The sequence below is a fragment of the Variovorax monticola genome, assembly GCF_051216855.1.
In the GTDB taxonomy this organism is placed as follows: Bacteria; Pseudomonadota; Gammaproteobacteria; order Burkholderiales; family Burkholderiaceae_C; genus Variovorax.
Map to the genome: position 1 here is coordinate 902,943 of NZ_JBPJZP010000001.1, position 21,866 is coordinate 924,808.

The window sequence follows — 21,866 nt, forward strand, 5'->3', positions numbered from 1 at the left end:
CGTGCGTGATGGTGCGCCCGGCCTCGGCTCAGCGCAAGGAAGCGTTGAGCCGCTCCAGTGCCTGGGCGCCGGGGCAGAGCTGGGCCGGCCCGAGTGTGTTGAGCGGCCGGTCGCTGGTGTTGAGCGCCGTGTGCAGGTCGGTGGCCAGCGGGTCGACATAGAGCAGGCCCGTCACCACTTCGCCCATCGCGTGGTGCCGCTGCATGTAGGCCATGGCGGCGTAGCGGTCGCCGGGGTTGTAGTCGGGGTGCAGGCTGCGCAGGCGCAGCAGCGTGCCGTCGTGCTGGCGCACGTCCAGCACTTCGCCCGGCCCCATGTCGACGGTGATTTCTTCCCGCCCGCTGATGAAGTCGATGCGGCTCACCGCCTCGTTGTGCTCGCGCACGTAGTCGTAGCTCTTGGTGCTGCCCGGGTGGTTGTTGAAGGCGACGCAGGGACTGAGCACGTCGATGAACGCCGAGCCGCCGTGGCTGATGGCCCCCTTGATGAGCGGCACCAGCTGCGCCTTGTTGCCCGAGAAGCCCCGGCCCACGTAGCTCGCGCCCAACTGCAGCGCCATGGCCACCAGGTCCACCGGGCTGTCGGTGTTGACGACGCCCTTCTTGCTCCTGGAGCCCTGGTCGGCGGTGGCGGAGAACTGCCCCTTGGTCAGGCCGTATACCCCGTTGTTCTCCACGATGTAGGCCATGCGCACGCCGCGCCGCATGGCGTGGGCGAACTGGCCCAGGCCGATGGAGGCCGAATCGCCGTCGCCCGACACGCCCAGGTACAGCAGGTCGCGGTTGGCCAGGTTGGCGCCGGTCAGCACGCTGGGCATGCGGCCGTGCACGGTGTTGAAGCCGTGAGAGGCGCCCAGAAAATAGTCCGGCGTCTTGGAGCTGCAGCCGATGCCCGAGAGCTTGGCCACGCGGTGCGGCTCGATGTCCAGCTCCCAGCAGGCCTCGATGATGGCCGCGGAGATCGAGTCGTGGCCGCAACCGGCGCACAGCGTGGAGATCTTGCCCTCGTAGTCGCGCCGCGTGTAGCCGACCTTGTTGGTGGCCAGCGTCGGGTGGTGCAGCCTTGGCTTGGCGAGGTAGGTCATGCGGACTCCTTGGTATCGATGGCGCGGGACGCTTGCGTCTGCACATGCGCGGCGATGGCCTGCACGATGAAGCGCGCCGTGATCGGCGTGCCGTCGAAATGCAGCACCCGCACCAGCCGTGCCGGGTCCATGTCCAGCTCGTTGACCAGCAGGCTGCGCATCTGCGCGTCGCGGTTCTGCTCGACCACGAACACCTGCCGGTGCTGCGCGAGAAACTGCTTCACGCTGTCGGGGAACGGAAAGGCGCGCAGCCGCAGCGCGTCCAGGTGTATGCCTTGGGCCTCCAGCGCGTCCAGCGCCTCGTGCATCGACGGACTGGTCGAACCGAAATAGATCACGCCCAGCTCGGTGGCCTGCGCGGCCGGCCGCGGCACCGGCTGCGGCACCAGCGTGGCCGCGGTCGCGAACTTCTTCAGCAACCGTTCCACGTTGTAGATGTAGTCCTCCCCGCGCTCCGAATACCGCGCATAGGCGTCGCGCGTGGTGCCGCGCGTGAAGTAGCTGCCCTTGGTCGCGTGCGTGCCCGGCAGCGTGCGCCAGGGAATGCCGTCGCCGTCCACGTCCTTGTAGCGGCCGAAGTCGCGGCCCGCTTCCAGCTCTTCGGCGGTCATGACCTTGCCGCGGTCGTAGGCCTTGCTGTCGTCCCACGCAAAGGGCTCGCACAGGCGCTGGTTCATGCCGATGTCCAGGTCGGTCATCAGGAACACCGGCGTCTGCAGCCGGTCGGCCAGGTCCAGCGCCGCGGCCGCATGCTCGAAGCACTCGTGCGGGTCTTCGGGAAACAGCAGCACGTGCTTGGTGTCGCCGTGCGACGCATACGCGCACGAAAGAATGTCGGCCTGCTGCGTGCGCGTGGGCATGCCGGTGGAAGGCCCGCCGCGCTGCACGTTGATGAGCGTGACCGGAATCTCCGCGAAGTAGGCCAGGCCGATGAACTCGGTCATCAGCGAAATGCCGGGCCCCGAGGTCGGCGTGAAGGCCCGTGCGCCGTTCCATCCGGCGCCCACCACCATGCCGATGGAGGCGAGCTCGTCTTCGGCCTGCACGATGGCGAAGCGGTGTTGGCCGGTGGCCGGATCGATGCGGAACTTGGTGCAGTACTTCTGGAAGGCCTCGGCCACCGAAGAAGACGGCGTGATCGGGTACCAGGCCGCGACGGTAGCGCCGCCGTACACGCAGCCCAGCGCGGCGGCGCTGTTGCCGTCCACGAAGATGCGGTTGCCCACCCGGTCGGCGCGACGCACCTGCAGCCCGATGGGCTCGCGCAGGTTCTCGCGCGCGAAGTCGCAGCCCAGGTGCAGCGCCTGCACGTTGGAGGCCAGCAGCTTTTCCTTGCCCTTGTACTGCTCGCCGAACAGCTTCTCGACCACCTCGGGCTCGATGCCCAGCAGGATGGCCAGCGCACCCACGTACACGATGTTCTTGAACAGCTGGCGCTGGCGGGGGTCTTGATAGACGGCGTTGCAGATCTCGGTGAGCGGCATGCCGATCACGCGAATGTCGCTGCGAAACTTCGACGGCGGCAGCGCTCGCGTGCTGTCGTAGAACAGATAGCCGCCGGGCTCCAGCTCGGCCACGTCGGCATCCCAGGTCTGCGGGTTCATCGCCACCATCATGTCGGTGCCGCCGCGCCGCCCCAGGTGGCCCGCTTCGGTCACCCGCACTTCGTACCAGGTCGGCAGGCCCTGGATGTTGCTCGGGAAGATGTTGCGCGGGCTCACCGGCACGCCCATCCGCAAGATGGCCTTGGCGAAAAGCTCGTTGGCCGAGGCCGAGCCCGAGCCGTTGACGTTGGCGAACTTGATGACGAAGTCGTTGACTGCCGTGATCTGTGGCGTGCCGCTCATGGAGTCACCTCTGTGCGCGTGTTGCTCCCTTTCCCCCTGGGGAGAGGGCGGGGGTGAGGGCCGGCGACGATGGCAGGGGCGGCGGGCTTGCGAAGGCCCACGCCCTCACCCCAACCGTCTCCCCAAGGGGAGAGGGAGCAAGAGCAAGAGCGAACGTTCATGCGGCCACCCCCTGCCCCGCAGGCGTCATCTTCAACAGGAATTTCTGCATGTCCCAGGCGCCCGTGGGACAGCGCTCGGCGCACAGGCCGCAGTGCAGGCAGACGTCTTCGTCCTTGACCATCACGCGGCCCGTCTTGAGCCCGCCGGACACGTACAGGTCTTGCGCCAGGTTCAGCGCCGGCGCCTTCAGCCGGGGCCGCAGTTCGGCTTCGTCCGCGTTGTCGACGAAGCTGATGCAGTCCATCGGGCAGATGTCCACGCAGGCATCGCATTCGATGCACGCGGGCTCGGCGAACACGGTCTGCACATCGCAGTTCAGGCAGCGCTCGGCCTCCTTGAAGGCGGTGGCGGCGTCGAAGCCCAGTTCCACCTCCACGCGAATGCTGGCCAGCGCCGTTTCGGCCTTGGCCCAAGGCACCTTGTAGCGCAGGTCGTTGGAGGTGTCGTTGTCGTAGCTCCACTCGTGGATGCCCATCTTCTGCGACACGAGGTTGGTCATGGGCGCGGGGCGCACGTACACCGGCTCGGCGCGCAGCAGCTTGTCGATCGACACCGCGGCCTCATGGCCGTGGGCCACGGCCGTGATGATGTTCTTGGGGCCGAAGGCCGCGTCGCCGCCGAAGAACACGTGGGGCACGGTGGACTGAAAGGTGTTCTGGTCGAGCGTCGGCAGGCCCGACTTGTCGAAGGCCAGGCCGCAGTCGCGCTCGATCCAGGGAAAGGCGTTTTCCTGCCCCACGGCCACCAGCACCTCGTCGCATTCGACATACGCATCGGGCTCGCCCGTGGCCACCAGCGTGCGGCGGCCCTGGTCGTCGTACTCGGCACGCACGAGTTCGAAGCGCATGCCCAGCAACCTGCCCTCCTCGTGCACGAAGGCCTTGGGCACGTGAAAGTCGATGATCGGAATGCCTTCGTGTTGGGCGTCTTCCTTTTCCCAGGGCGAGGCCTTCATTTCGTCGAAGCCGCTGCGCACGACGACCTTCACGTCGGTTCCGCCCAGGCGGCGTGCCGAGCGGCAGCAGTCCATGGCAGTGTTGCCGCCGCCCAGCACGATCACGCGCTTGCCGATGCTGCTGATGTGCCCGAACGACACCGAGTTGAGCCAGTCGATGCCGATGTGGATGCTGGCCGCTGCTTCTTGCCGGCCGGGCACGTCGAGGTCGCGCCCGCGCGGCGCGCCGCAGCCGACGAAGATCGCGTCCCACCCCTGCGCCATCAACGCCTTCATCGAGTCGATGCGCTCGCCGCCGCGGAACTCGACGCCCAGGTCGAGCACGTAGCCCGTCTCTTCGTCGATCACCGACTCCGGCAGGCGAAAGCGCGGGATCTGCGTACGGATGAAGCCGCCGGCCTTGGCTTCGGCGTCGAACACGGTCACCTCGTAGCCCAGCGGTGCCAGGTCGCGCGCAACGGTGAGCGAGGCCGGGCCGGCGCCGACGCAGGCAATGCGCTGGCCGTTCTTCGGCACGGGCTTGGGCATGCGCGGGCGCACGTCGTCCTTCAGGTCGGCGGCCACACGCTTGAGCCGGCAGATGGCCACCGGTTCGGGCGCCTGGGCGTTGCTCTCTTCCACACGCCCACGCCTGCAGGCAGGCTCGCAGGGCCGGTCGCAGGTGCGCCCCAGGATGCCGGGAAACACGTTGGAGGCCCAGTTGATCATGTAGGCGTCGCCATAGCGGCGCTGCGCGATCATGCGGATGTATTCGGGGACGGGCGTGTGCGCCGGGCAGGCGTACTGGCAATCGACCACCTTGTGAAAGTAGGCCGGGTTGGCTATGTCGGTTCGCTGCAAAGCGTTGTCTCCTGACGGTCGCCCGGGAGCCCGAAGGGGCCGGCGCGCGGCTCGGCTGCGAGTATGCGCCGCACTGGTGGCTGGCAAAACTTGGTGGAATCCCGCAGCAGCGCAAGCCATCGGACGACAGATCGATTCGAGCGGCGGCACTGCAGGGTCAGCCGACCGATGGCAGCGCCTATGCTTCGCGGTCAAGAACAAGGCCACTGTCCGGCCACTGCCGCAAGACACACACCTCCCATGCACCCGACCGGAACCCTGCGCGGCATTGCCGCGATGCTGTTGGCCTGCGCCTTCTTTGCCTGCATGGACGCGCTGCTCAAGAACCTGGCCGGGCACTACCCGCCGGTGCAGGTGATGGCACTGCGCGGTCTTACCGCGCTGCCCCTGGTGTGCCTCTACATCGCATGGCGGCGCGAGGCCGGCGGCGTGTTCCACCGCCGGCTGCGTTGGCGGCTGCACCTGCTGCGCACCGTGCTGAACATGGCGATGCTGGTGCTCTTCGTCTACGGCCTGAAGACCCTCGGCCTGGCCGAGGCCTACACGCTCACCTTCATCGCGCCGTTGTTGATGGTGCTCATCGCCGTACCGATGCTGGGCGAGTCGGTGCGGCCGCGGCACTGGGTCGCGATCGGGCTGGGCTTTGTCGGCGTGGTGATCGCGCTGCGGCCCGAGCAGGGTGCGTTCCTGTCGATGGGGGCGCTGGCGGTGCTGGTGGCCGCGGTCTGCTATGCGGTGTCGAACATGCTGGGCCGGCTCATCAGCCGCACCGAGCCGAGCACCGCGCTGGTCTTCTGGACGACCGCCGGCATGGCGCTGGGCGGGACCGTGTTGGCGGTGCCGCAATGGGTGCCCCTTCAGGCCGAGCACACGTGGATGCTCGCGGGCCTGGCCATCAGCGGCTTCCTGGGCCAGATGGCCATCGCCGAAGCGTTTCGGCACGGCCAGGCTGCGGCCATCGCTCCGTTCGAATACAGCGCCCTTGCGTGGGGGTTGATGCTCGACTGGTTGTTCTGGCACGCCGCGCCCGATGTGTGGACGCTGGGTGGCGGGGCGTTGATCGTTGCGAGCGGGCTGTGGCTGGCGCGCAGCGAGGCGCCGAGGTCTGCGCGGAAGAAGCGGCGCGCCGTCTAAGCCGCGGTGAGGTGCGTGGGCGAAGCCGCGCGCCGCTGCGAGTCGACCTGAGCAGACTCCGCGGCTTTTCCTTTATGCAAAGGAGCGACCCGCGATGGCAGTCTTGGACACCGGCCCTTGTTTCCACGGCACGCGGGCGGACCTGCAAGTGGGCGACCTGCTCACCGCAGGCTTCCGCTCCAACTGCGACGGCCGCGTCGTCATGAGCCACATCTAGTTCACCGCTTGGCCAAAGGGCGCCGGGCTGGCGGCGGAAATGGCGAAGAGCGACGGCCGTGGCCGCGTGTACATCGTCGAACCCACGGGCGTCTTCGAGGACGACCCCAACGTCACAGACAAGAAGTTTCCGGGCAATCCCACACGCTCGTACCGCAGCCGCGAGCCGCTTCGGATCGTCGGCGAACTGGAGACCTGGGAACTCTTCGATGCGGAGTACCTCCGGCAGCTCAGGGAGCGCGTAAGCGCAGGCATGGGAGAGATCATCAACTGAATCTCGCCTGCCATGCCGTGCTGGGCAGCGATTGGAAATGGACTGGGTTGGTGACAGCCTTGGGCTCCTCGGCGCCACTGGTGCGTGGCAGGATTCGGCCAATACCAGCCCTTCGTCGCAGGTGGGCAATTCAAGGGAGGTGTATGGAAGTTCGACAAATCGCCGCTTCGGAACTCAAGAGCCTGCTGGCCCTGTACCAGCATCTTCACGACGTTGATGATCCATTGCCGGATATTGCCGCTGTCGAGTCTATATGGCAGGAGCTAGTAGGCAACTCGCGCTATAGGTACTTCGGGGTCTACACAGCGGAAAAGCTCGTCTCCAGCTGCACCGTCACCGTCATCCCGAATCTCACTCGGGGCTGCAAGCCATATGCCGTGATCGAGAACGTCGTGACCCACGCAGACCATCGCAAGCGTGGATACGGCAAGGCGGTACTTGTCGAGGCCCTAGCTTTTGCTTGGTCGCAAGGCTGCTACAAGGTCATGCTGATGACCGGCAGGAAGGATGAAGCGACCTTCCAGTTTTATGAGGCGGTCGGTTTCAACCGCAGCGACAAGCAGGCCTTTGCTGTGAAGGCTCCCGCCACCAACCCCGGAGCCAGATAGGACCGGACCCGGCCAACAGCGGTCATCCAACTTGGACTCTCAATTCAGCTAGAACACATGCCAAGCGTGACAATTGACGTCGTGAGTTTCGACCCTGTCCGTGACCAGTACGCGCTGCATCTGGTTGAAAGCGAAGATTTGCCCGACCACGTTGATGACAGGCGCGCCCGATTGAAGGCAATTCAGGACAGGGTCTTCAGCGCCGTAGATGCAGCAATTGATGGGCACCTTGCAGAGAAGTACCCTGAAACGCTTGGGCAGACAGTTCGAGTTCAAGTGGACAGCCCCTCCGGGAGAAATGATGAAATCGAGCTGGTGGTCAGCCGCGTGGCCGACTACCTCAGCACCGACCCGGAATACGTCACGGCAACCAAGAAATCGACTTACGTCAGGGCCGTACACGTGCTCACCAGCCATCAACTTGGTAGATTCCAGCCGTAGCTTCTGGCGTGCCGCCCTCGGCCAACAGCGGACGGTCGACCTTAGCGTTCCGAAGCGCGTGCGCACTCACAGCATGACGGATAAAAATCGCTGGCAGTAATCTCACCAATGTGTCACTCGCTCAGGACTTCCGGATGGACTGCAAAGCTCAAATCTATTGCCCTCACTGCAAGTTCAGACCGCGAGCTGAAGACCGGTGGTTTTGTGTGCCAAGCTGCGGTACTAGCTGGAACACATTCTGGACACGAGGCATTTGCCCCGGCTGCAGCGTCAGATGGCCTCAAACGCAATGCCTCCAGTGCGATATCTATGCGCCACACGAAGACTGGTATCACTATCCAGAACCTGAAGAAGTTCGAGAAGACAGCGATGCCATGCAGGAGCCAGTCCTTGTGTGAGCTCCAGTCTGGCAACAATCGGCAGGACCAGACGTTCACGCGCAGGCTAGATTCACGCCCATGACACGTGCACGGACACCTATCGAGGCTGCCGCCGGCAAGCTCATGGCGGCGATTCAGAAGGAGTGGGACATCGAAGCCGGCGAGCCGGAGGCGGCAGCAAGCGAGAGCGTGATGCACGCGGCGCACGACTTGCTGCAGGCCGCGTCCGAGTTTTGGTCAATCGCGAACGCCATCGACTCGGGCTCCGTATCGACGTTCATAGGCGCCCAGTGGGTTGAGGTCCATCCGCGAGTCCTGCCATATATTGCGGCGCTCGAAGGCGCTCAATGAGCAACGGGCGGAAATCGGCCACAACCAGACGTTCAGCTTCATGGAGAAATTTGCTTCAAAGCAGACATCCGCCCTGTGAAGAAGGCAAGGAAGAGTCACTCAATGTTCAAACTATTGCCAATTCGGCTGCGCCCGATGGATGTCAATCTTGATCAATTCCTTTTCGAAAGCGACTTGCCGGAGGCTGAGCTCGAAGAGTATGGCTTTCAGTTTGAGGACGTCTTAGACGAGATTGGTTCGGCGCGCGTCTGCCTCATCTGCGCCGATGAAAATCGATACTTCATCCTGCATCTTCGCCCAGAAATGCCTGAGGTTCGACTCCATGTGTGGGGCATCATCACGGCTGACATAGCCGAGCAGATCGATCAATTTACGGCGGCAACAGGGTTCAAAGCTGAGGAAATCTCATATCGGATCGATCAACGATATGTTGGCTAGGCGCGCAAATTCGGTGCATCTCAGCCCGACAAGCATCTGTTCGGCCGCGATGCTCCTTGAGGCGCGACCGGCTGCAGTCGGCCGAGGCTGTGTGAAAACGTTCGAAGGTCATGTTTCCATGGGTAGCCAAACCATTCCCGAAGCCTCGATAGTCGATCCTGGCGCGATCTGAGAGGTCGACTTTCACGCAAGGGGCACAGCACCAACGTTTTCACACAGCCTCGGCCAGGACCGGACCTTTGCAACTGGTCGCATGAACCAAATCAGGTGTCTTTAAATGAGCAAGTCGGATGCAGATGTCGTTTCGTATCTGGTCGTGGTGCGCGGCTTGCACGAATCTGCGCAAAGGCAGTTCTTCGAGAAATTTCCAAAGCACAGGGGCGGAGCAACTCCGGGGCCAGACCCTCGAGAAATCTACTTGGTCGTTGATTGCGAACCGGACGAAGTGAGTGCGAATCTCTGCTGGATTGCCGAAGCGATACCGAGAAAATACCGGGCGGTTGAACTCGGCGTCCACATCTATACACCTCGCAACTGGGCGAATTTCGATGTGCCGGCGGAACTCCTCGGGGCGGCACATCAATACGGTGCAACTCTTCGCGTTTCGTTCATGTCGCCCGCAATCTGATAGCAATGGTGGCGGGGGTGACAGACCGCTTTAGGGAATCGGCGACCGGCTGCTCTGGGCCCTAAGCGGAAGTCTGTCAAATTCCAGCAACAGGCTTGGAGCTACAGATGAGATTTGCCGGTCCAGTGACTGCTAAGGCCAATACCGACCATCCGACCCGGCGCTGGTTGAGCGACCGCTGCACTTCTTGCAGCTGAAGTTGGTCGGCCATGATCTCGATTCCGGCGGCGCGCACTCGCGATGGCACTTGATTGTGCGATTTGTCCTTGCTTGCGCACCGGGTCACCGAAACCGACTGGCTACCAACCTCCGCTACCGGGTCCGCCTTTGAAGGGCCCAGCCAAGTCGGGCGTGATCCAGCCCCCATAGAAGGCGCCCTCCTGTGGATGGGCCTTCGATCCGCCGACACGGCAGTCAAGATTGTGGGCATAGAAGGCCACGCACCCGGCGAGTGGCTCGGCACCGGACAAGGGATGGGGGTAGCTCCAGGCGACCTGGTCCAAGCGACGTGCGCCGTCTACCAGATTCCAATAGCGCGCCGGTCCCTTCCACTCACAGAACGAGCCACCGCCAGCGGGCTGCAACAGTCCAGGCTGTACGTCGACCAGCGGCAGGTAGAAGGTGGGTGGGTGGGCCGTTTCGCGGACAGCCCAGGCGGCGCGTGTGCGCGCTACCTCCAGGTGGCCCCAGAGCACGACGATCTCACGTGCTTCGCGTACGAGCTCTGGCGGCCTCGGGAAATCCCAAACCGAAACCTGCCCTGACGCAGGGACATCGGCGAACGGGGGCCGCTCTTCCCCTCGCCAAAGCCACTGCGCGCGGGCGCTCTCAAGCCATTTGGAATCGCTGCTCATGATGGCTCACAGAATACATGACGAGGCCGAAGTGCCGGTCGAAAGGCCGAGAACCCAAGGCGGTTCAGAAAACCAGCTTTTGGCGGAGCCGGTGATGCCGACGATGTGCACCTGCAGCCAAAACATTGGCCGTCAGCGCTTGGGGGATAGCCGCGACATTTTTCCCGATCGAACAAGCATCACGAAAGAACGGCCTCGCCCGATTCCAGGCAATAACGTGGAGCCTCCTTTGCGCTTGCGAAGCAACGCACAAATGATTGTCCCGGCGCCCAAGAACACATCGGGCGATCTCCCACCCAAGACTCGTACCCGACGGGAAGCATCATCTTGAAAGCATCGTCGATCCAGCAGGTACCGCTGCACATTCGGTCTCCCTGGATCTGCCGGTCTCGTGACCTGCCCGGAGCTTGTCGAACAGGGAAATTTTGCTGGCGGTGCCTGCACCGTCAGCGCGAGCGGTCTTGATTCGGGGGATATGCCGGTGCACGCGCCGTACTCATCGCTCACGAACCAATCGGACGTATCGCCAGCCTCCCCAGACGGCCCCGACGATGATGCCGATTCCGACGCTCCAGCCCACCGGCAAACCCAGTCCGAATGTGAGGAGGAGCATCAATCCAGCGCAGGCCATCGAGATGAAAACCATCGTGACGAAGTCAAAACGCGCGACCTCGAGCGTGTCCGCAGCAACGCCACGGTCGGAGCGGCCATGCTTGCGGCGCAGGCCTCTGAACAACAAGACGTCGATGACGAAATCGAAGATGCCGACGACAAGGTCGGCCAAGATGCTCCACATGAAGGTGCTCCATTTGCGGTGACACCCCGGGCCATCACTGCTCTCATGACGATCCGGCCAGGGTGGAGAGAGGCATCGTACCGAAATGTTGCCGGGTTTGCGACGAGCGATGCTTTCGCAAGCAGTCATCTCGAACGCAGGGTCGACCTTGATCGGCAAAGGTCTGAAGCAGAGCACGCCGCCGGGCTGCGCAATCGAAATGGACTTCGAGTCGCACAGTCAAATCAACGACATCAGGGCAGATCCGGAATGGCGCTCGTCTTTTCGTCTTTCAACGACCACTTGGGCACGCTGCCGCCCGAGCTCAAGCAAGAAGTTCTGAGCCTTCGGTCGCAGGCCTGAGCGGCGCGCGCACCTCAGGCTGCCGAGCCGGCCACGATCGCGATGCCGCGAATCTGGCCTGCCACAGGCGCGCCTTCGGCCGACGCCGGCTTCGCATAACGCGACGGCGCAAAGCGGTGCAGCAACTCGGCTTCGCGAACGCGCACCGACGCGAGGTTGGCGAGCTTCACATGCCCGAAGCCGCGCACCGACATCGGCAGCACGGCCACGCGCGCTGCGGTCGATTGGTTGTCGGTGGTGAGCTCGGTGCACATGTCCTGCAGCAGGCTGTCGAAGTGCGTGATGAGCCCGCGCTCGGTGCGCCGCTCTTCGGTGTAGCCGAACAGGTCGAAGGCCGTGCCGCGCAGCCGCTTGCCGTGCGCCAGCCATTTCATCGCGGGCAGCATCCACGCACCAAGGCGCACCTTGACCGGCGCCTGCCCGTGCGCGGGGCGCGCGAGCAGCGGCGGGGCCATGTGGAACTCGAGCTTCAGCTCGCCTTCGAACTGGTCCTGCAACTTCTGCAGGAAGGCGCCGTCGGTGTACAGGCGCGCCACTTCGTACTCGTCCTTGTAGCTCATCAGCTTGAGCAGGCCGCGCGCCGCATTGCGCGTGAAGGGCAGGCTGACATCGCCGCCCGCCAGTGCGGACTCGGCCTTTTGCAGCGCGCGAATGCGCGTCTCGAAGCGAGCCGCCCACGCGGCGTTCTGGTAGCCGGTGAGATGGCGGCGCGCATCGGCCAGCAGCGTTTCCAGCGGGCGCTCGTCGGCTTGCTGCGCTGGCGCATTCATCGGCGCCGCGCGCAATTGGTCGAGTGCGGCCGGGTCGCCCGCCGCCAGCCGCCCCAGCGAGAAGGCCGACTGGTTGGCCGCCACCGCCACGCCGTTGAGTTCGATCGCATGCATCAGCGCCTCCAGGCTCAGCGGAACCAGGCCGCGCTGCCACGCGTAGCCGGTCGCCACGATGTTGGCGGCCAGCGTGTCGCCCAGAAATTCTTCGGCCAGGCTCTGCGCGTCGAAAGTCTCGACCTGGTCTTCACCCGCGACGAAGCGCATCTTCTCCAGCAGCAGGTCGACGTGCAGCTCGGCATCGGGGTTGCGCAGCGACTCGGCCACGGGAATCTCGTGGATGTTGGCCAGCACGCGCGTGCGTCCGTGCCGCACGGTCTGCAGCGCGTCGGCCGATGCACCGACCACCACGTCGCACGCCAGGATGGCGTCGGCCTGCTGCGTGTCGATGCGCACCTGGTTGAGCCGCTCGGGCGCATCGGCCAGGCGCACGAAGCTCAGCACCGAGCCGCCCTTCTGCGCGAAGCCCATGAAGTCGAGCACGCTGGCCGACTTGCCTTCGAGGTGCGCGGCCATCGCGATGACGGCGCCCACGGTCACCACGCCGGTGCCGCCAACGCCCGTCACGAGCAGGTCGTACGGCGCGCTCCACGCATGCGCCGCGGGGTGCGGCAGCGCGGCCACGCGGTGCAGGAAGGCGTCGCGCCCCGCGGCCAGCGCGCCGCTCTTGCGGCGCAGCTTGCCGCCGGTCACGCCCACGAAACTGGGGCAGAAGCCCTTGGCGCAGGAGTAGTCCTTGTTGCAGCTGGTCTGGTCGATCTTGCGCTTGCGGCCCATGGTCGTTTCTTGCGGCAGCACGGCCACGCAGTTGCTCTGCACGGTGCAGTCGCCGCAGCCTTCGCACACGGCCTCGTTGATGAACAGGCGCTTGGGCGGGTCGGCCAGCTCGCCCTTCTTGCGGCGGCGGCGCTTCTCGGCGGCGCAGGTCTGCTCGTAGATGAGCACGGTCACGCCGGGCATCTCGCGCAGGCGGCGCTGCACGGCGTCGAGCGCGGCGCGGTCGTGGAACTCGGTGCCCGCCGGAAAGCGGCTCCTGATGGCGTCGTACTGGCCGATGGCATCGCTCACGACCACCACCTTCGTGACGCCTTCGGACTCGACCTGCCGCGCGATGGCGTCCACGCTGATGACGCCGTCGACCGGCTGCCCGCCGGTCATGGCGACCGCGTCGTTGAACAGGATCTTGTAGGTGAGCGTGGCCTTGGCCGCCACCGCCTGGCGAATCGCGAGGTAGCCCGAGTGGTAGTAGGTGCCGTCGCCCAGGTTCTGGAACACGTGCGGCGTTTTCGTGAACATGGCGTGCGAGATCCAGTCGACGCCCTCCCCACCCATCTGGATCAGGCCCGCCGTGCTGCGGTCCATCCAGTTGGCCATGAAGTGGCAGCCGATGCCCGCGCGCGCGGTGGAGCCTTCGGGCACCTTGGTGCTGGTGTTGTGCGGGCAGCCGGCGCAGAAGTACGGCACGCGCTTGACGGCGTCGCTCGCGTTGCCCAGCAGCTCGGGCGGCGTGAAGTCGCGCACATGCTGCAGGTGGTCGCCCAGGTCGTGGTTGTCCGGAAAGTGCACGGCCAGCCAGTGCGCGACCAGCTCGATGAGGCGCGACGGGCGCAGCTCGCCCAGCGCGGACACCAGCGGCAGGCCCGCGCGGTCGTGCTTGCCCACGAGCACGGGGCGCGCACCGGCGGGCGCGTTGTAGAAGATGTCGCGCAGCTGCGTCTCGACCACCGCGCCCTTTTCTTCCACGACGAGGATCTCGTCGAGCCCCTGCGCAAAGGCCTTCAGGCGCGTCTGCTCCAGCGGAAAGCTCAGGCCCACCTTGTAGAGCCGCACGCCGGCGCGCGCGAGCTGCTCGGGCGAGAGTTCGAGCCGGCGCAGCACCTCCATCAGGTCGTGGTGCGCCTTGCCGCAGGTGACGATGCCCACCCTGGCATGCGGGCTCACGATGACGTGGCGGTCGATGCTGTTGCGCTGCGTGAAGGCGGCCACGGCCGCGAGCTTGTCTTCGAGCCGCGACTCGATGCGCAGCGACGGCAGGTCGGGCCAGCGGTAATGCAGGCCGTCGGGCGGCGCGCGGTGGCCGGTGGCGGCGCGCACGGCGTCGGCGTCTTCCCAGGCGGCGACGCGCGCATTCACCGCGTCGAGGTCCACCGTGCCGGCGCTCTCGACAATTTCTGACAGCGCCGCCATGCCGACCCACGCGCCCGAATAGCGCGAGAGCTCGTAGCCGTACAGGCCGAACTCCAGGTACTCGGCCACGCTGGCGGGCTGCATCACGGGCATGCGCCAGGCCATGAAGGCGTGGTCGCTCTGGTGCGGCATCGACGACGACACGCAGCCGTGGTCGTCGCCCGCCACCACCAGCACGCCGCCGTGCGGCGACGAGCCGTAGGCATTGCCGTGCTTGAGTGCGTCGCCCGCGCGGTCCACGCCCGGGCCCTTGCCGTACCACATGGCGTACACGCCGTCGACGGTGCGCTCGGGGTCGGACTCGACGCGCTGCGTGCCCAGCACCTGCGTGGCGGCCAGTTCCTCGTTGACGGCCGGCACGAAGCGGATGCCGGTCTGCTTGAAGCGCTCGCCGGCCTTCCAGATGGCCTGGTCGACCATGCCCAGCGGCGAGCCGCGGTAGCCGCTGACGAAGCCCTGCGTGTGCAGGCCGCGCGCCGCGTCGCGCTGTCCCTGCATCGCCAGGATGCGGATCAGCGCCTGCGTGCCGGTGAGAAAGACCGAGCCGGCGCCGGCCCAGAGGTTGTCGGACAGCTGGTAGTCGGGCCGTTGGAGGGCGGTGGCTGCGTGGGGGGCGTTCATGCCCGGAATTGTTCTGCCGCACCCGAAGGAAGTGTTTCTTCAATACACTGGCGCAGACCCTTGTTTGAAGAAAAATCCTCTCAAAAACCGCCATGAACGTTGGTTCTGTTTCTCTCGACGAGCACTGCCTCAAGATTCTTTCTGCGCTGCAGCACGACGGGCGGCAGACGGTGCAGCAGATTTCCGAGGCCGTGGGGCTGTCGCCCACGCCCTGCTGGAAGCGCATCAAGGACATGGAGGCGGCCGGCGTCATTCGCGGCTACACGGCGCTGGTCGACCCCGAACTGGTGGGCCTGCACGTGTCGGCCGTGGCCGAGGTAAACCTCGACCGGCACAGCGAGGCGCTGGTGCAGCGCTTCGAGGAAGTGGTGGCCGCAAGTCCGCAGATCATCCGCTGTGTGTCGGCCACCGGGCCGGCGGACTACATCCTCCACGTGACCGTGCCGGACATGAAGCACTACGAGCGCTTCCTGCACGAAGTGCTGTTCAGCCTGCCGGGCGTGACGCACGTGCGTTCGAGCATCGTGTTGCGGGAGATCAAGTCGGAAACGGCGCTGCCGCTGGCGCACCTGCTGGGCGCCAAGGTGAGCGTGCGGCGCGGCCAGGCCTGAAGCTCGAAGGGGCGCTGGCCTGCAGCGTCCGGACATCGAGCTGCGAAGGCGGCGGCGCCGAAGAACTCGCGCGCAACGGGTCGAGCCGCGTGTTTTTCGGCGCCGTCGTAGGAGGCCCACTCACACCGACACGCGGGCAAAGACCACCACCGCGCACCGCAGGCCGCATAGCCTGTGAAAAAAACGGGACGATCAGGAAAAAAATGGCTGTCATCACATTCCTCGTCGAGGACAACAAGACGATTCGCGACCAACTCATTCCCACGCTGGAAGACCTGACAAGCGCCAGGGTGCTGGGAACCGCCGAAACCGAAGCGCAGGCCATTCACTGGCTGAAGGCACATGACGGCGACTGGGACATCGCAGTGGTCGATCTCTTTCTGAAGGAGGGCTCCGGGCTGGGGGTGCTGCGCGGCTGCGAGCAGCGCGCGCCGCACCAGTTCGTGGTGATCCTGTCGAACTACGCAACGCGCGAGATGCGGGCACAGTGCCTGGCCCTGGGTGCCGACGCCGTGTTCGACAAGTCGACCGAACTCGACCACTTCTTTCACTTCGTGGAGCGCATTCCGGGTCATGAGGACCGCAGCTGATGCGGTCGCCGCCAAAGCGGCCAACCGCTGCAAGGGCGTTGGGCGCACACTCGCTCATTGCCTGGCTGTAGTCTGTCGAGACGAAAAATTCAGGTCGCTCACGGGACGAAGCCTCGATGCCAACTGACGACGACCTCCACGAACTGCTCTACATCAGCGTGATCGCGCCCGCGGCCCCGCTGGACACGGTGGGCAAGATCGCCCGCCACGCCCGGCAAGCCAATGCCGACGTGCACATCACGGGGCTGCTCGTGTTCGACGGCGAGAGGTTCTGCCAGTACCTTGAAGGCCCCGCGGACGACGTCGGCAGGCTCTACGAACGCATCGAGGCCGACCCCAGGCACCGCGAGGTGCGGCTGCTGCACAAGGGCAAAAGCAATGAACGGCAATTTCGCCGGTTCAGCATGGGCTTCCTGAGTGTCGACGGCGCGGAAACGCTGCAGCGGATCGACAGCCAGGAGAGCGCCGCCGCGCGAGCGGCATTCGTCGCGCTGGTGCCGCTGATGGACATGGAGCCGTAGCGGCGATCGCCGCCGGTGACTGAAGGGGCCGCCTTGACATTTGCCCGCGCAGTCCCGATCTTCCCGACTGCAGGCGCCTACCCACACCGTCACGCGCCTGTTCCCCGTGACCCTGAACCCGTTTCACCCCGCCGTTGCCCAGTGGTTCCTCGGAACCTTTCCCGGCCCCACGCCCGCACAGGTCGCGGCGTGGCCGGCGATCCGTGCCGGGCGCGACACGCTGGTCGCCGCGCCCACCGGCTCCGGCAAGACACTCACTGCCTTCCTGGCCGCGCTGGACGACCTGGTGCGCCAGGGGCTGGCGCCCGGCGGGCTGCCGGATGAAACCGCCGTCGTCTACGTCTCGCCGCTGAAGGCGCTGTCCAACGACATCCGCCTGAACCTCGACGCGCCGCTCGCGGGCATTCGCGCCGCGCTGGCGGCGCTCGGCCTGCCCGACGTCGACATCCGCACCGCCGTGCGCACCGGCGACACGCCGCAGCGCGAGCGCCAGCAAAGCCTGCGCCGACCGCCGCACATCCTGGTGACCACGCCGGAGTCGCTCTATGTGCTGCTGGGTTCGGCGTCGGGCCGCAAGATGCTCTCGACCGTGCGCAGCGTGATCGTCGACGAGATCCACGCCATTGCCGCGAGCAAGCGCGGCAGCCACCTTGCGCTGTCGCTGGAGCGGTTGCAGGCGCTGTGCGTGGCGCACACGGGCGCGCGGCCGGTGCGCATCGGCCTGTCGGCCACGCAGAAGCCGATCGACGAGGTGGCGCGCTTCCTGGTCGGCGCCGGTGCGCTGCACGCCGACGGCACGGCAGCCTGCGCCATCGTCGACATCGGCTATGCCAAGCAGCGCGACCTGGCGCTCGAGCTGCCGCCGACGCCGCTGGAGGCGGTGATGTCGGGCGACCAGTGGACGCAGGTGTACGCCCGCGTGGCCGAACTGGTGTGGCTGCACAAGACCACGCTGGTGTTCGTCAACACGCGCCGCATGGCGGAGCGCGCGGCGCGGCACCTGGGCGACATCCTCGGCAAGGAGGCCGTGGCCGCGCACCACGGCAGCCTGTCGAAAGAGACGCGGCTGGACGCCGAGCAGCGCCTCAAGCGCGGCGAGCTGAAGGTGCTGGTGGCGACCGCCTCGCTGGAGCTGGGGCTGGACATCGGCGACGTCGACCTGGTGTGCCAGCTCGGCTCGCCGCGCGCCATCGCCACCTTCCTGCAACGCGCGGGGCGTTCGGGCCACGCGGTGGGCGGGGTGCCGAAGGCACGGCTGTTTGCGCAGTCGCGCGACGAGCTGGTCGAATGCGCCGCCCTGCTCGACTGCATCCGCCGCGGCGAGCTCGACGCGCTGCGCGTGCTGCCGGCGCCGCTGGACGTGCTGGCGCAGCAGATCGTGGCCGAGACCGCCTGCCGCGAATGGCACGAGGACGATCTCTTCGCGCTGGTGCGCCGCGCGTGGCCCTATGCGAACCTGACGCACGCGCGCTTCATGGACGTGGTGCGCATGGTGTCCGAAGGCTTCGCCACGCGGCAGGGGCAGCGCGCCGGCTACGTGCACCGCGACGCGGTGAACCACCTGCTGCGCGAGCGCAAGGGCGCGCGCATGACCGCGCTCACATCGGGCGGCACCATCCCCGAGACCGGCGACTACACGGTCATGCTGGAGCCGCAGGCCGACAAGATCGGCACGGTCAATGAAGACTTCGCGGTCGAGAGCCTGGCGGGCGACGTGTTCCAGCTCGGCAACACCAGCTACCGCATCCTGAAGATCGAGCCGGGCCGCGTCCGGGTGGAAGACGCGCACGGCGCGGCGCCCAACATTCCGTTCTGGCTCGGCGAGGCGCCGGGGCGCAGCGACGAGTTGTCGTTCGGTGTGTCGCGGCTGCGCGAAGAGGTGGCGCAGGCGCTGGAAGAAGGCGGCCGCGACGGCGCGATGGCGCTGCTGACGCAGACCCTCGGCCTGGACGGCGAAGCCGCACGCCAGATCGTGGAGCACCTTGCGCACGCGCTTGCCGTGCTCGGCGCGCTGCCGACGCAGCGCACGCTGGTCATGGAGCGCTTCTTCGACGCATCGGGCGGCATGCAGCTGGTGATTCACTCGCCCTTCGGCAGCCGGCTCAACCGCGCGTGGGGGCTGGCGCTGCGCAAGCGTTTCTGCCGCACCTTCAATTTCGAGCTGCAGGCCGCGGCGACCGAAGACGCGATCGTGCTGTCGCTGTCCACCAGCCACAGCTTCGCGCTCGACGAGGTCGCGCGCTACCTGCATTCGGCCTCGGCGCTGCACGTGCTGGTGCAGGCGCTGCTCGACGCGCCGCTGTTCGGCGTGCGCTGGCGCTGGAACGCGACCACGGCGCTCGCGCTGCCGCGCTTCAGCGGCGGGCGCAAGGTGGCGCCGCAGCTGCAGCGCATGCGCTCCGAAGACCTGCTCGCGGCCGTGTTCCCCGATCAGGTGGCGTGCGCGGAGAATATCGCCGGCGAGCGCGAGGTGCCCGAGCACCCGCTGGTCGTGCAGACGCTCGACGACTGCCTGCACGACGCGATGGATGCCGAGGGCTGGCTCGCGCTGCTGCGCCGCATGGAGTCGGGCGAGGTGCGCGTGCTGGCGCGCGACCTGCCCGCGCCCTCGCCGCTTGCCATGGAAGCGCTGAACGCGCGCCCCTATGCCTTCCTCGACGACGCGCCGCTGGAAGAACGCCGCACGCAGGCCGTGCAGAACCGCCGCTACACCGACCCCGAGAGCGCCGACGACGTCGGCCAGCTCGACGCGGACGCCATCGCCAGCGTGCGAGAGGAGGCCTGGCCGCAGCCGCGCAGCGCCGACGAGATGCACGAGGCGCTGGGCATGCTCGGCGCGTTGAGCGACGACGAGGTGGCGCACGAAGTGGCACGCGGTGCCGACTGGAAGCAATGGCTCGCCGCGCTAGCGAAGGCCGGCCGCGCGACGCGCCTGCTGCACGAAGGCACGGGACGCGCGGCACGCGGCCTGTGGGTGTCGGCCGAGCGCCTGCGCCTGCTGCAGGCCGTCGTGCCCGATGCACCGATGCAACCGGCCATCGAAGCGCCCGCCGACGCCGAGCAGCCGGCCGACCGCGACACGGCGCTGCGCGAGTTGCTGCGTTCGCGCCTTGGCGGTCTCGGGCCGGTCACCGCGGCGCAACTGGCCGCGCCGCTGCGCCTGCCGGCCGCCGACGTCGAAGGCGCGCTGCTGGCGCTGCAGGCCGAAGGCAGCGTGCTGCAGGGCCGCTTCACGCCGGGCACGGAAACCATCGAATGGTGCGAACGCCATCTGCTGGCGCGCATCCACCGCTACACGCTCAAGCGCCTGCGCCGCGAGATCGAGCCGGTCGAGTCGCGCGACTTCGTGCGCTTTCTCTTCGAATGGCAGCGCATCGGTGCGGCCGCGCGCGTGAGCGGTCCGCAAGCGCTGTCGGGGATCCTGTCGCAGCTCGAAGGCTACGAGGCGCCCGCGCCGCTGTGGGAGGCCGAGCTGCTGACCGCGCGCGTGACCGACTACGCCGGTGCGTGGCTCGACGACCTGTGCACGGCCGGACGCGTGCTGTGGACACGGCTGCGCCCGAACGCCGCGGAGGGCCAGAGCGCCAGAAAAGGCGCGGGCAGCCTGTCGTTGCACGCCACGCCGATCGTGCTGTTGCCGCGCCGCAGCGCGGCGCTGTGGACCCGCCTGGCGCCGGCCCCCGTCGACGACGAAACGCTGGGCTCGCGCGCCACGCGGGTGGCCGCGCACCTGGCGCAGCACGGTGCCTGCTTCTTCGACGAGATCGCGTCGGGCACGCGGCTGTTGCCGGTGGAGATCGAAGAGGCGTTGACCGAACTGGTCGCCAAGGGCCGCGCGCGCTGCGACAGCTATGCCGGCCTGCGCGCCTTGCTGGTGCCCGCATCGAAGCGGGCCTCGGCCGACACGCGGCGGCGGCGGCGCGCGCCGCTGTTCGGCATCGAGGATGCGGGGCGCTGGACCCTGGTGCGGCCGCCCGCCGCGGCCGAGGCGATGACGGCGACCTCCGCGCAGGCGATGGAACAGGTCGTGCACGTGCTGCTGCGCCGCTACGGCGTGGTCTGCTGGCGCCTGCTCGAACGCGAGCCCGCATGGCTGCCGCCCTGGCGCGACCTGGTGCGCGTGTGCCGGCGGCTGGAGGCGCGCGGCGAGATCCGCGGTGGCCGTTTCATCGCCGGGGTGTCGGGCGAGCAGTTCGCGCTGCCCGAGGCGGTCGCTTCGATGCGGCAGGTGCGCAGGCAGCCCGGCGATGGTGCGCTGATTGCGCTGGCCGCCAGCGACCCCGCCAACCTGCTGGGCAGCATCGTCCAAGGGCCCAGGGTGCCGCGCGTCGCGGGCTCGCGCGTGCTGTACCGCGACGGTGTGCCGATCGCGACCAGCGTGGCCGGTGAGATCGCCTGGCTGGTGACGCTGGACGCGGCGCAGGCGCAGGCGGCACGCCGCGCGCTGTCGCTCGAACCGTCGCTGCGCCTTTTCGACCTGGCAGTGCAACGGCAAGGTTGAGCGCCGGGGCGGGTAGCGAAGGGTGGGGTCGCGCACAGCGCAGAGCCGCACGCCGGCCGACTGTCAGCATCCACCGCTGACGCCACGCGAAGAATTCGAAGAACACATCGCACAGAACGAGTACATCCGACTGCAGTGGAAGGCCGAGTCACCCGAAAAGCGTATTGCGCAATATCCCGATTTGTTTACATTTCGTCGCACCATTTCGGGGCCGATCGGCGCGGCAAAAACGAGGACGCCGCGCACCGGAGGATCGAATGCCACTCTTTTGCCTGATGCGGCTCCAGCACGCCCGCTTTCCACTTCGCCTGGACAAGCCGGAAGATGTCCGGCGCATTTCCATCCTGGCCGCCACGGGCCTGGTCGAGGCTGAATTCAACACGCCGCCTGCGCTCAGGGGTGCCTATGTGGTGCCGCGGATCGCCGTGGTGAAGTGCATCACCGACGACGGCCTGCAGGAACTCGAACGCTTTGTCGGCGAGCGCGTCGGCCACCGGGCCGCCAGGAACCCGGACGATCGCGGCCTCTGAGGCGGGCGGCCGCCGAGGCCAAGCGCGGCACGCCGTCGAACAGCCGTTCGCGGCTTTCCAGCATCACTTGCGCGGCGTTGATCGCTGCAGGTCGCGTTCGCGCGTCGCGTGCCAGCGATCCTGTGTAA

At 66.8% G+C, this 21,866-nt stretch carries 17 protein-coding genes and 1 pseudogene; 12 read left to right on the forward strand and 6 right to left on the reverse strand.

Annotated features, from left to right (window positions below):
* Positions 1-28 precede the first annotated feature (28 nt).
* The 3 genes from ACSFA5_RS04095 to ACSFA5_RS04105 all read right to left on the reverse strand — a co-directional run bounded on the left by ACSFA5_RS04095 (position 29) and on the right by ACSFA5_RS04105 (position 4,888).
* Positions 29-1,084, reverse strand: coding sequence for a 2-oxoacid:ferredoxin oxidoreductase subunit beta (locus tag ACSFA5_RS04095; protein ID WP_435442732.1), 1,056 nt, complete (start codon positions 1,082-1,084; stop codon positions 29-31).
* Positions 1,081-2,931, reverse strand: coding sequence for a 2-oxoacid:acceptor oxidoreductase subunit alpha (locus ACSFA5_RS04100; RefSeq protein ID WP_435442733.1), 1,851 nt, complete (start codon positions 2,929-2,931; stop codon positions 1,081-1,083). The genes ACSFA5_RS04095 and ACSFA5_RS04100 overlap by 4 nt, the downstream gene beginning before the upstream one ends.
* 157 nt (positions 2,932-3,088) lie before the next feature.
* Positions 3,089-4,888, reverse strand: a complete 1,800-nt coding sequence (locus ACSFA5_RS04105) for an FAD-dependent oxidoreductase (protein ID WP_435442734.1) — start codon at positions 4,886-4,888, stop codon at positions 3,089-3,091.
* A gap of 240 nt (positions 4,889-5,128) precedes the next feature.
* Here ACSFA5_RS04105 and ACSFA5_RS04110 point away from each other — a divergent pair, with 240 nt between their 5' ends.
* The 7 genes and pseudogenes from ACSFA5_RS04110 (at position 5,129) to ACSFA5_RS04140 (ending at position 9,358) form a co-directional block, all read left to right on the forward strand.
* On the forward strand, positions 5,129-6,022 hold the full coding sequence (locus ACSFA5_RS04110) for a DMT family transporter (protein ID WP_435442735.1): 894 nt from the start codon (positions 5,129-5,131) through the stop codon (positions 6,020-6,022).
* Between the two features lie 94 nt (positions 6,023-6,116).
* A pseudogene (gene arr, locus ACSFA5_RS04115) lies at positions 6,117-6,512 on the forward strand (NAD(+)--rifampin ADP-ribosyltransferase).
* Between the two features lie 143 nt (positions 6,513-6,655).
* Entirely contained in the window at positions 6,656-7,120 is a 465-nt protein-coding gene (locus ACSFA5_RS04120) for a GNAT family N-acetyltransferase (RefSeq protein WP_435442736.1), read from the forward strand.
* Between the two features lie 66 nt (positions 7,121-7,186).
* A complete protein-coding gene (locus tag ACSFA5_RS04125; RefSeq protein WP_435442737.1) occupies positions 7,187-7,561 on the forward strand; it encodes a hypothetical protein in 375 nt (124 codons plus the stop codon).
* Positions 7,562-8,019: 458 nt separating this feature from the next.
* Entirely contained in the window at positions 8,020-8,292 is a 273-nt protein-coding gene (locus tag ACSFA5_RS04130) for a hypothetical protein (protein ID WP_435442738.1), read from the forward strand.
* Between the two features lie 102 nt (positions 8,293-8,394).
* The gene (locus ACSFA5_RS04135; RefSeq protein ID WP_435442739.1) at positions 8,395-8,730 is read left to right on the forward strand and encodes a hypothetical protein; all 336 of its coding nucleotides are present in this window, start codon (positions 8,395-8,397) and stop codon (positions 8,728-8,730) included.
* A 277-nt stretch (positions 8,731-9,007) separates the two neighbouring features.
* The gene (locus ACSFA5_RS04140) at positions 9,008-9,358 is read left to right on the forward strand and encodes a hypothetical protein (protein WP_435442740.1); all 351 of its coding nucleotides are present in this window, start codon (positions 9,008-9,010) and stop codon (positions 9,356-9,358) included.
* A gap of 299 nt (positions 9,359-9,657) precedes the next feature.
* Here the strand turns inward: ACSFA5_RS04140 and ACSFA5_RS04145 are convergent, their stop codons facing one another.
* The 3 genes from ACSFA5_RS04145 to ACSFA5_RS04155 all read right to left on the reverse strand — a co-directional run bounded on the left by ACSFA5_RS04145 (position 9,658) and on the right by ACSFA5_RS04155 (position 14,985).
* Entirely contained in the window at positions 9,658-10,212 is a 555-nt protein-coding gene (locus ACSFA5_RS04145; RefSeq protein WP_435442741.1) for a DUF427 domain-containing protein, read from the reverse strand.
* A gap of 496 nt (positions 10,213-10,708) precedes the next feature.
* On the reverse strand, positions 10,709-11,008 hold the full coding sequence (locus tag ACSFA5_RS04150; protein WP_435442742.1) for a hypothetical protein: 300 nt from the start codon (positions 11,006-11,008) through the stop codon (positions 10,709-10,711).
* Positions 11,009-11,364: 356 nt separating this feature from the next.
* Complete coding sequence (locus tag ACSFA5_RS04155) at positions 11,365-14,985, reverse strand: indolepyruvate ferredoxin oxidoreductase family protein (RefSeq protein ID WP_435442743.1); 3,621 nt, start codon at positions 14,983-14,985, stop codon at positions 11,365-11,367.
* A 92-nt stretch (positions 14,986-15,077) separates the two neighbouring features.
* Between ACSFA5_RS04155 and ACSFA5_RS04160 the strand changes: the two genes are divergently transcribed.
* From ACSFA5_RS04160 to ACSFA5_RS04180, 5 genes are all read left to right on the forward strand, one after another.
* Entirely contained in the window at positions 15,078-15,596 is a 519-nt protein-coding gene (locus tag ACSFA5_RS04160) for an Lrp/AsnC family transcriptional regulator (protein ID WP_435442744.1), read from the forward strand.
* A gap of 203 nt (positions 15,597-15,799) precedes the next feature.
* Positions 15,800-16,186 (forward strand): response regulator, encoded by a 387-nt coding sequence (locus ACSFA5_RS04165; protein WP_435442745.1) that lies wholly within the window; start codon positions 15,800-15,802, stop codon positions 16,184-16,186.
* Between the two features lie 116 nt (positions 16,187-16,302).
* Entirely contained in the window at positions 16,303-16,707 is a 405-nt protein-coding gene (locus ACSFA5_RS04170) for a BLUF domain-containing protein (protein ID WP_435442746.1), read from the forward strand.
* Positions 16,708-16,813: 106 nt separating this feature from the next.
* Positions 16,814-21,208 (forward strand): DEAD/DEAH box helicase, encoded by a 4,395-nt coding sequence (locus ACSFA5_RS04175; RefSeq protein WP_435442747.1) that lies wholly within the window; start codon positions 16,814-16,816, stop codon positions 21,206-21,208.
* 257 nt (positions 21,209-21,465) lie between these two features.
* Positions 21,466-21,738, forward strand: a complete 273-nt coding sequence (locus ACSFA5_RS04180; RefSeq protein ID WP_435442748.1) for a hypothetical protein — start codon at positions 21,466-21,468, stop codon at positions 21,736-21,738.
* Positions 21,739-21,866 lie beyond the last annotated feature (128 nt).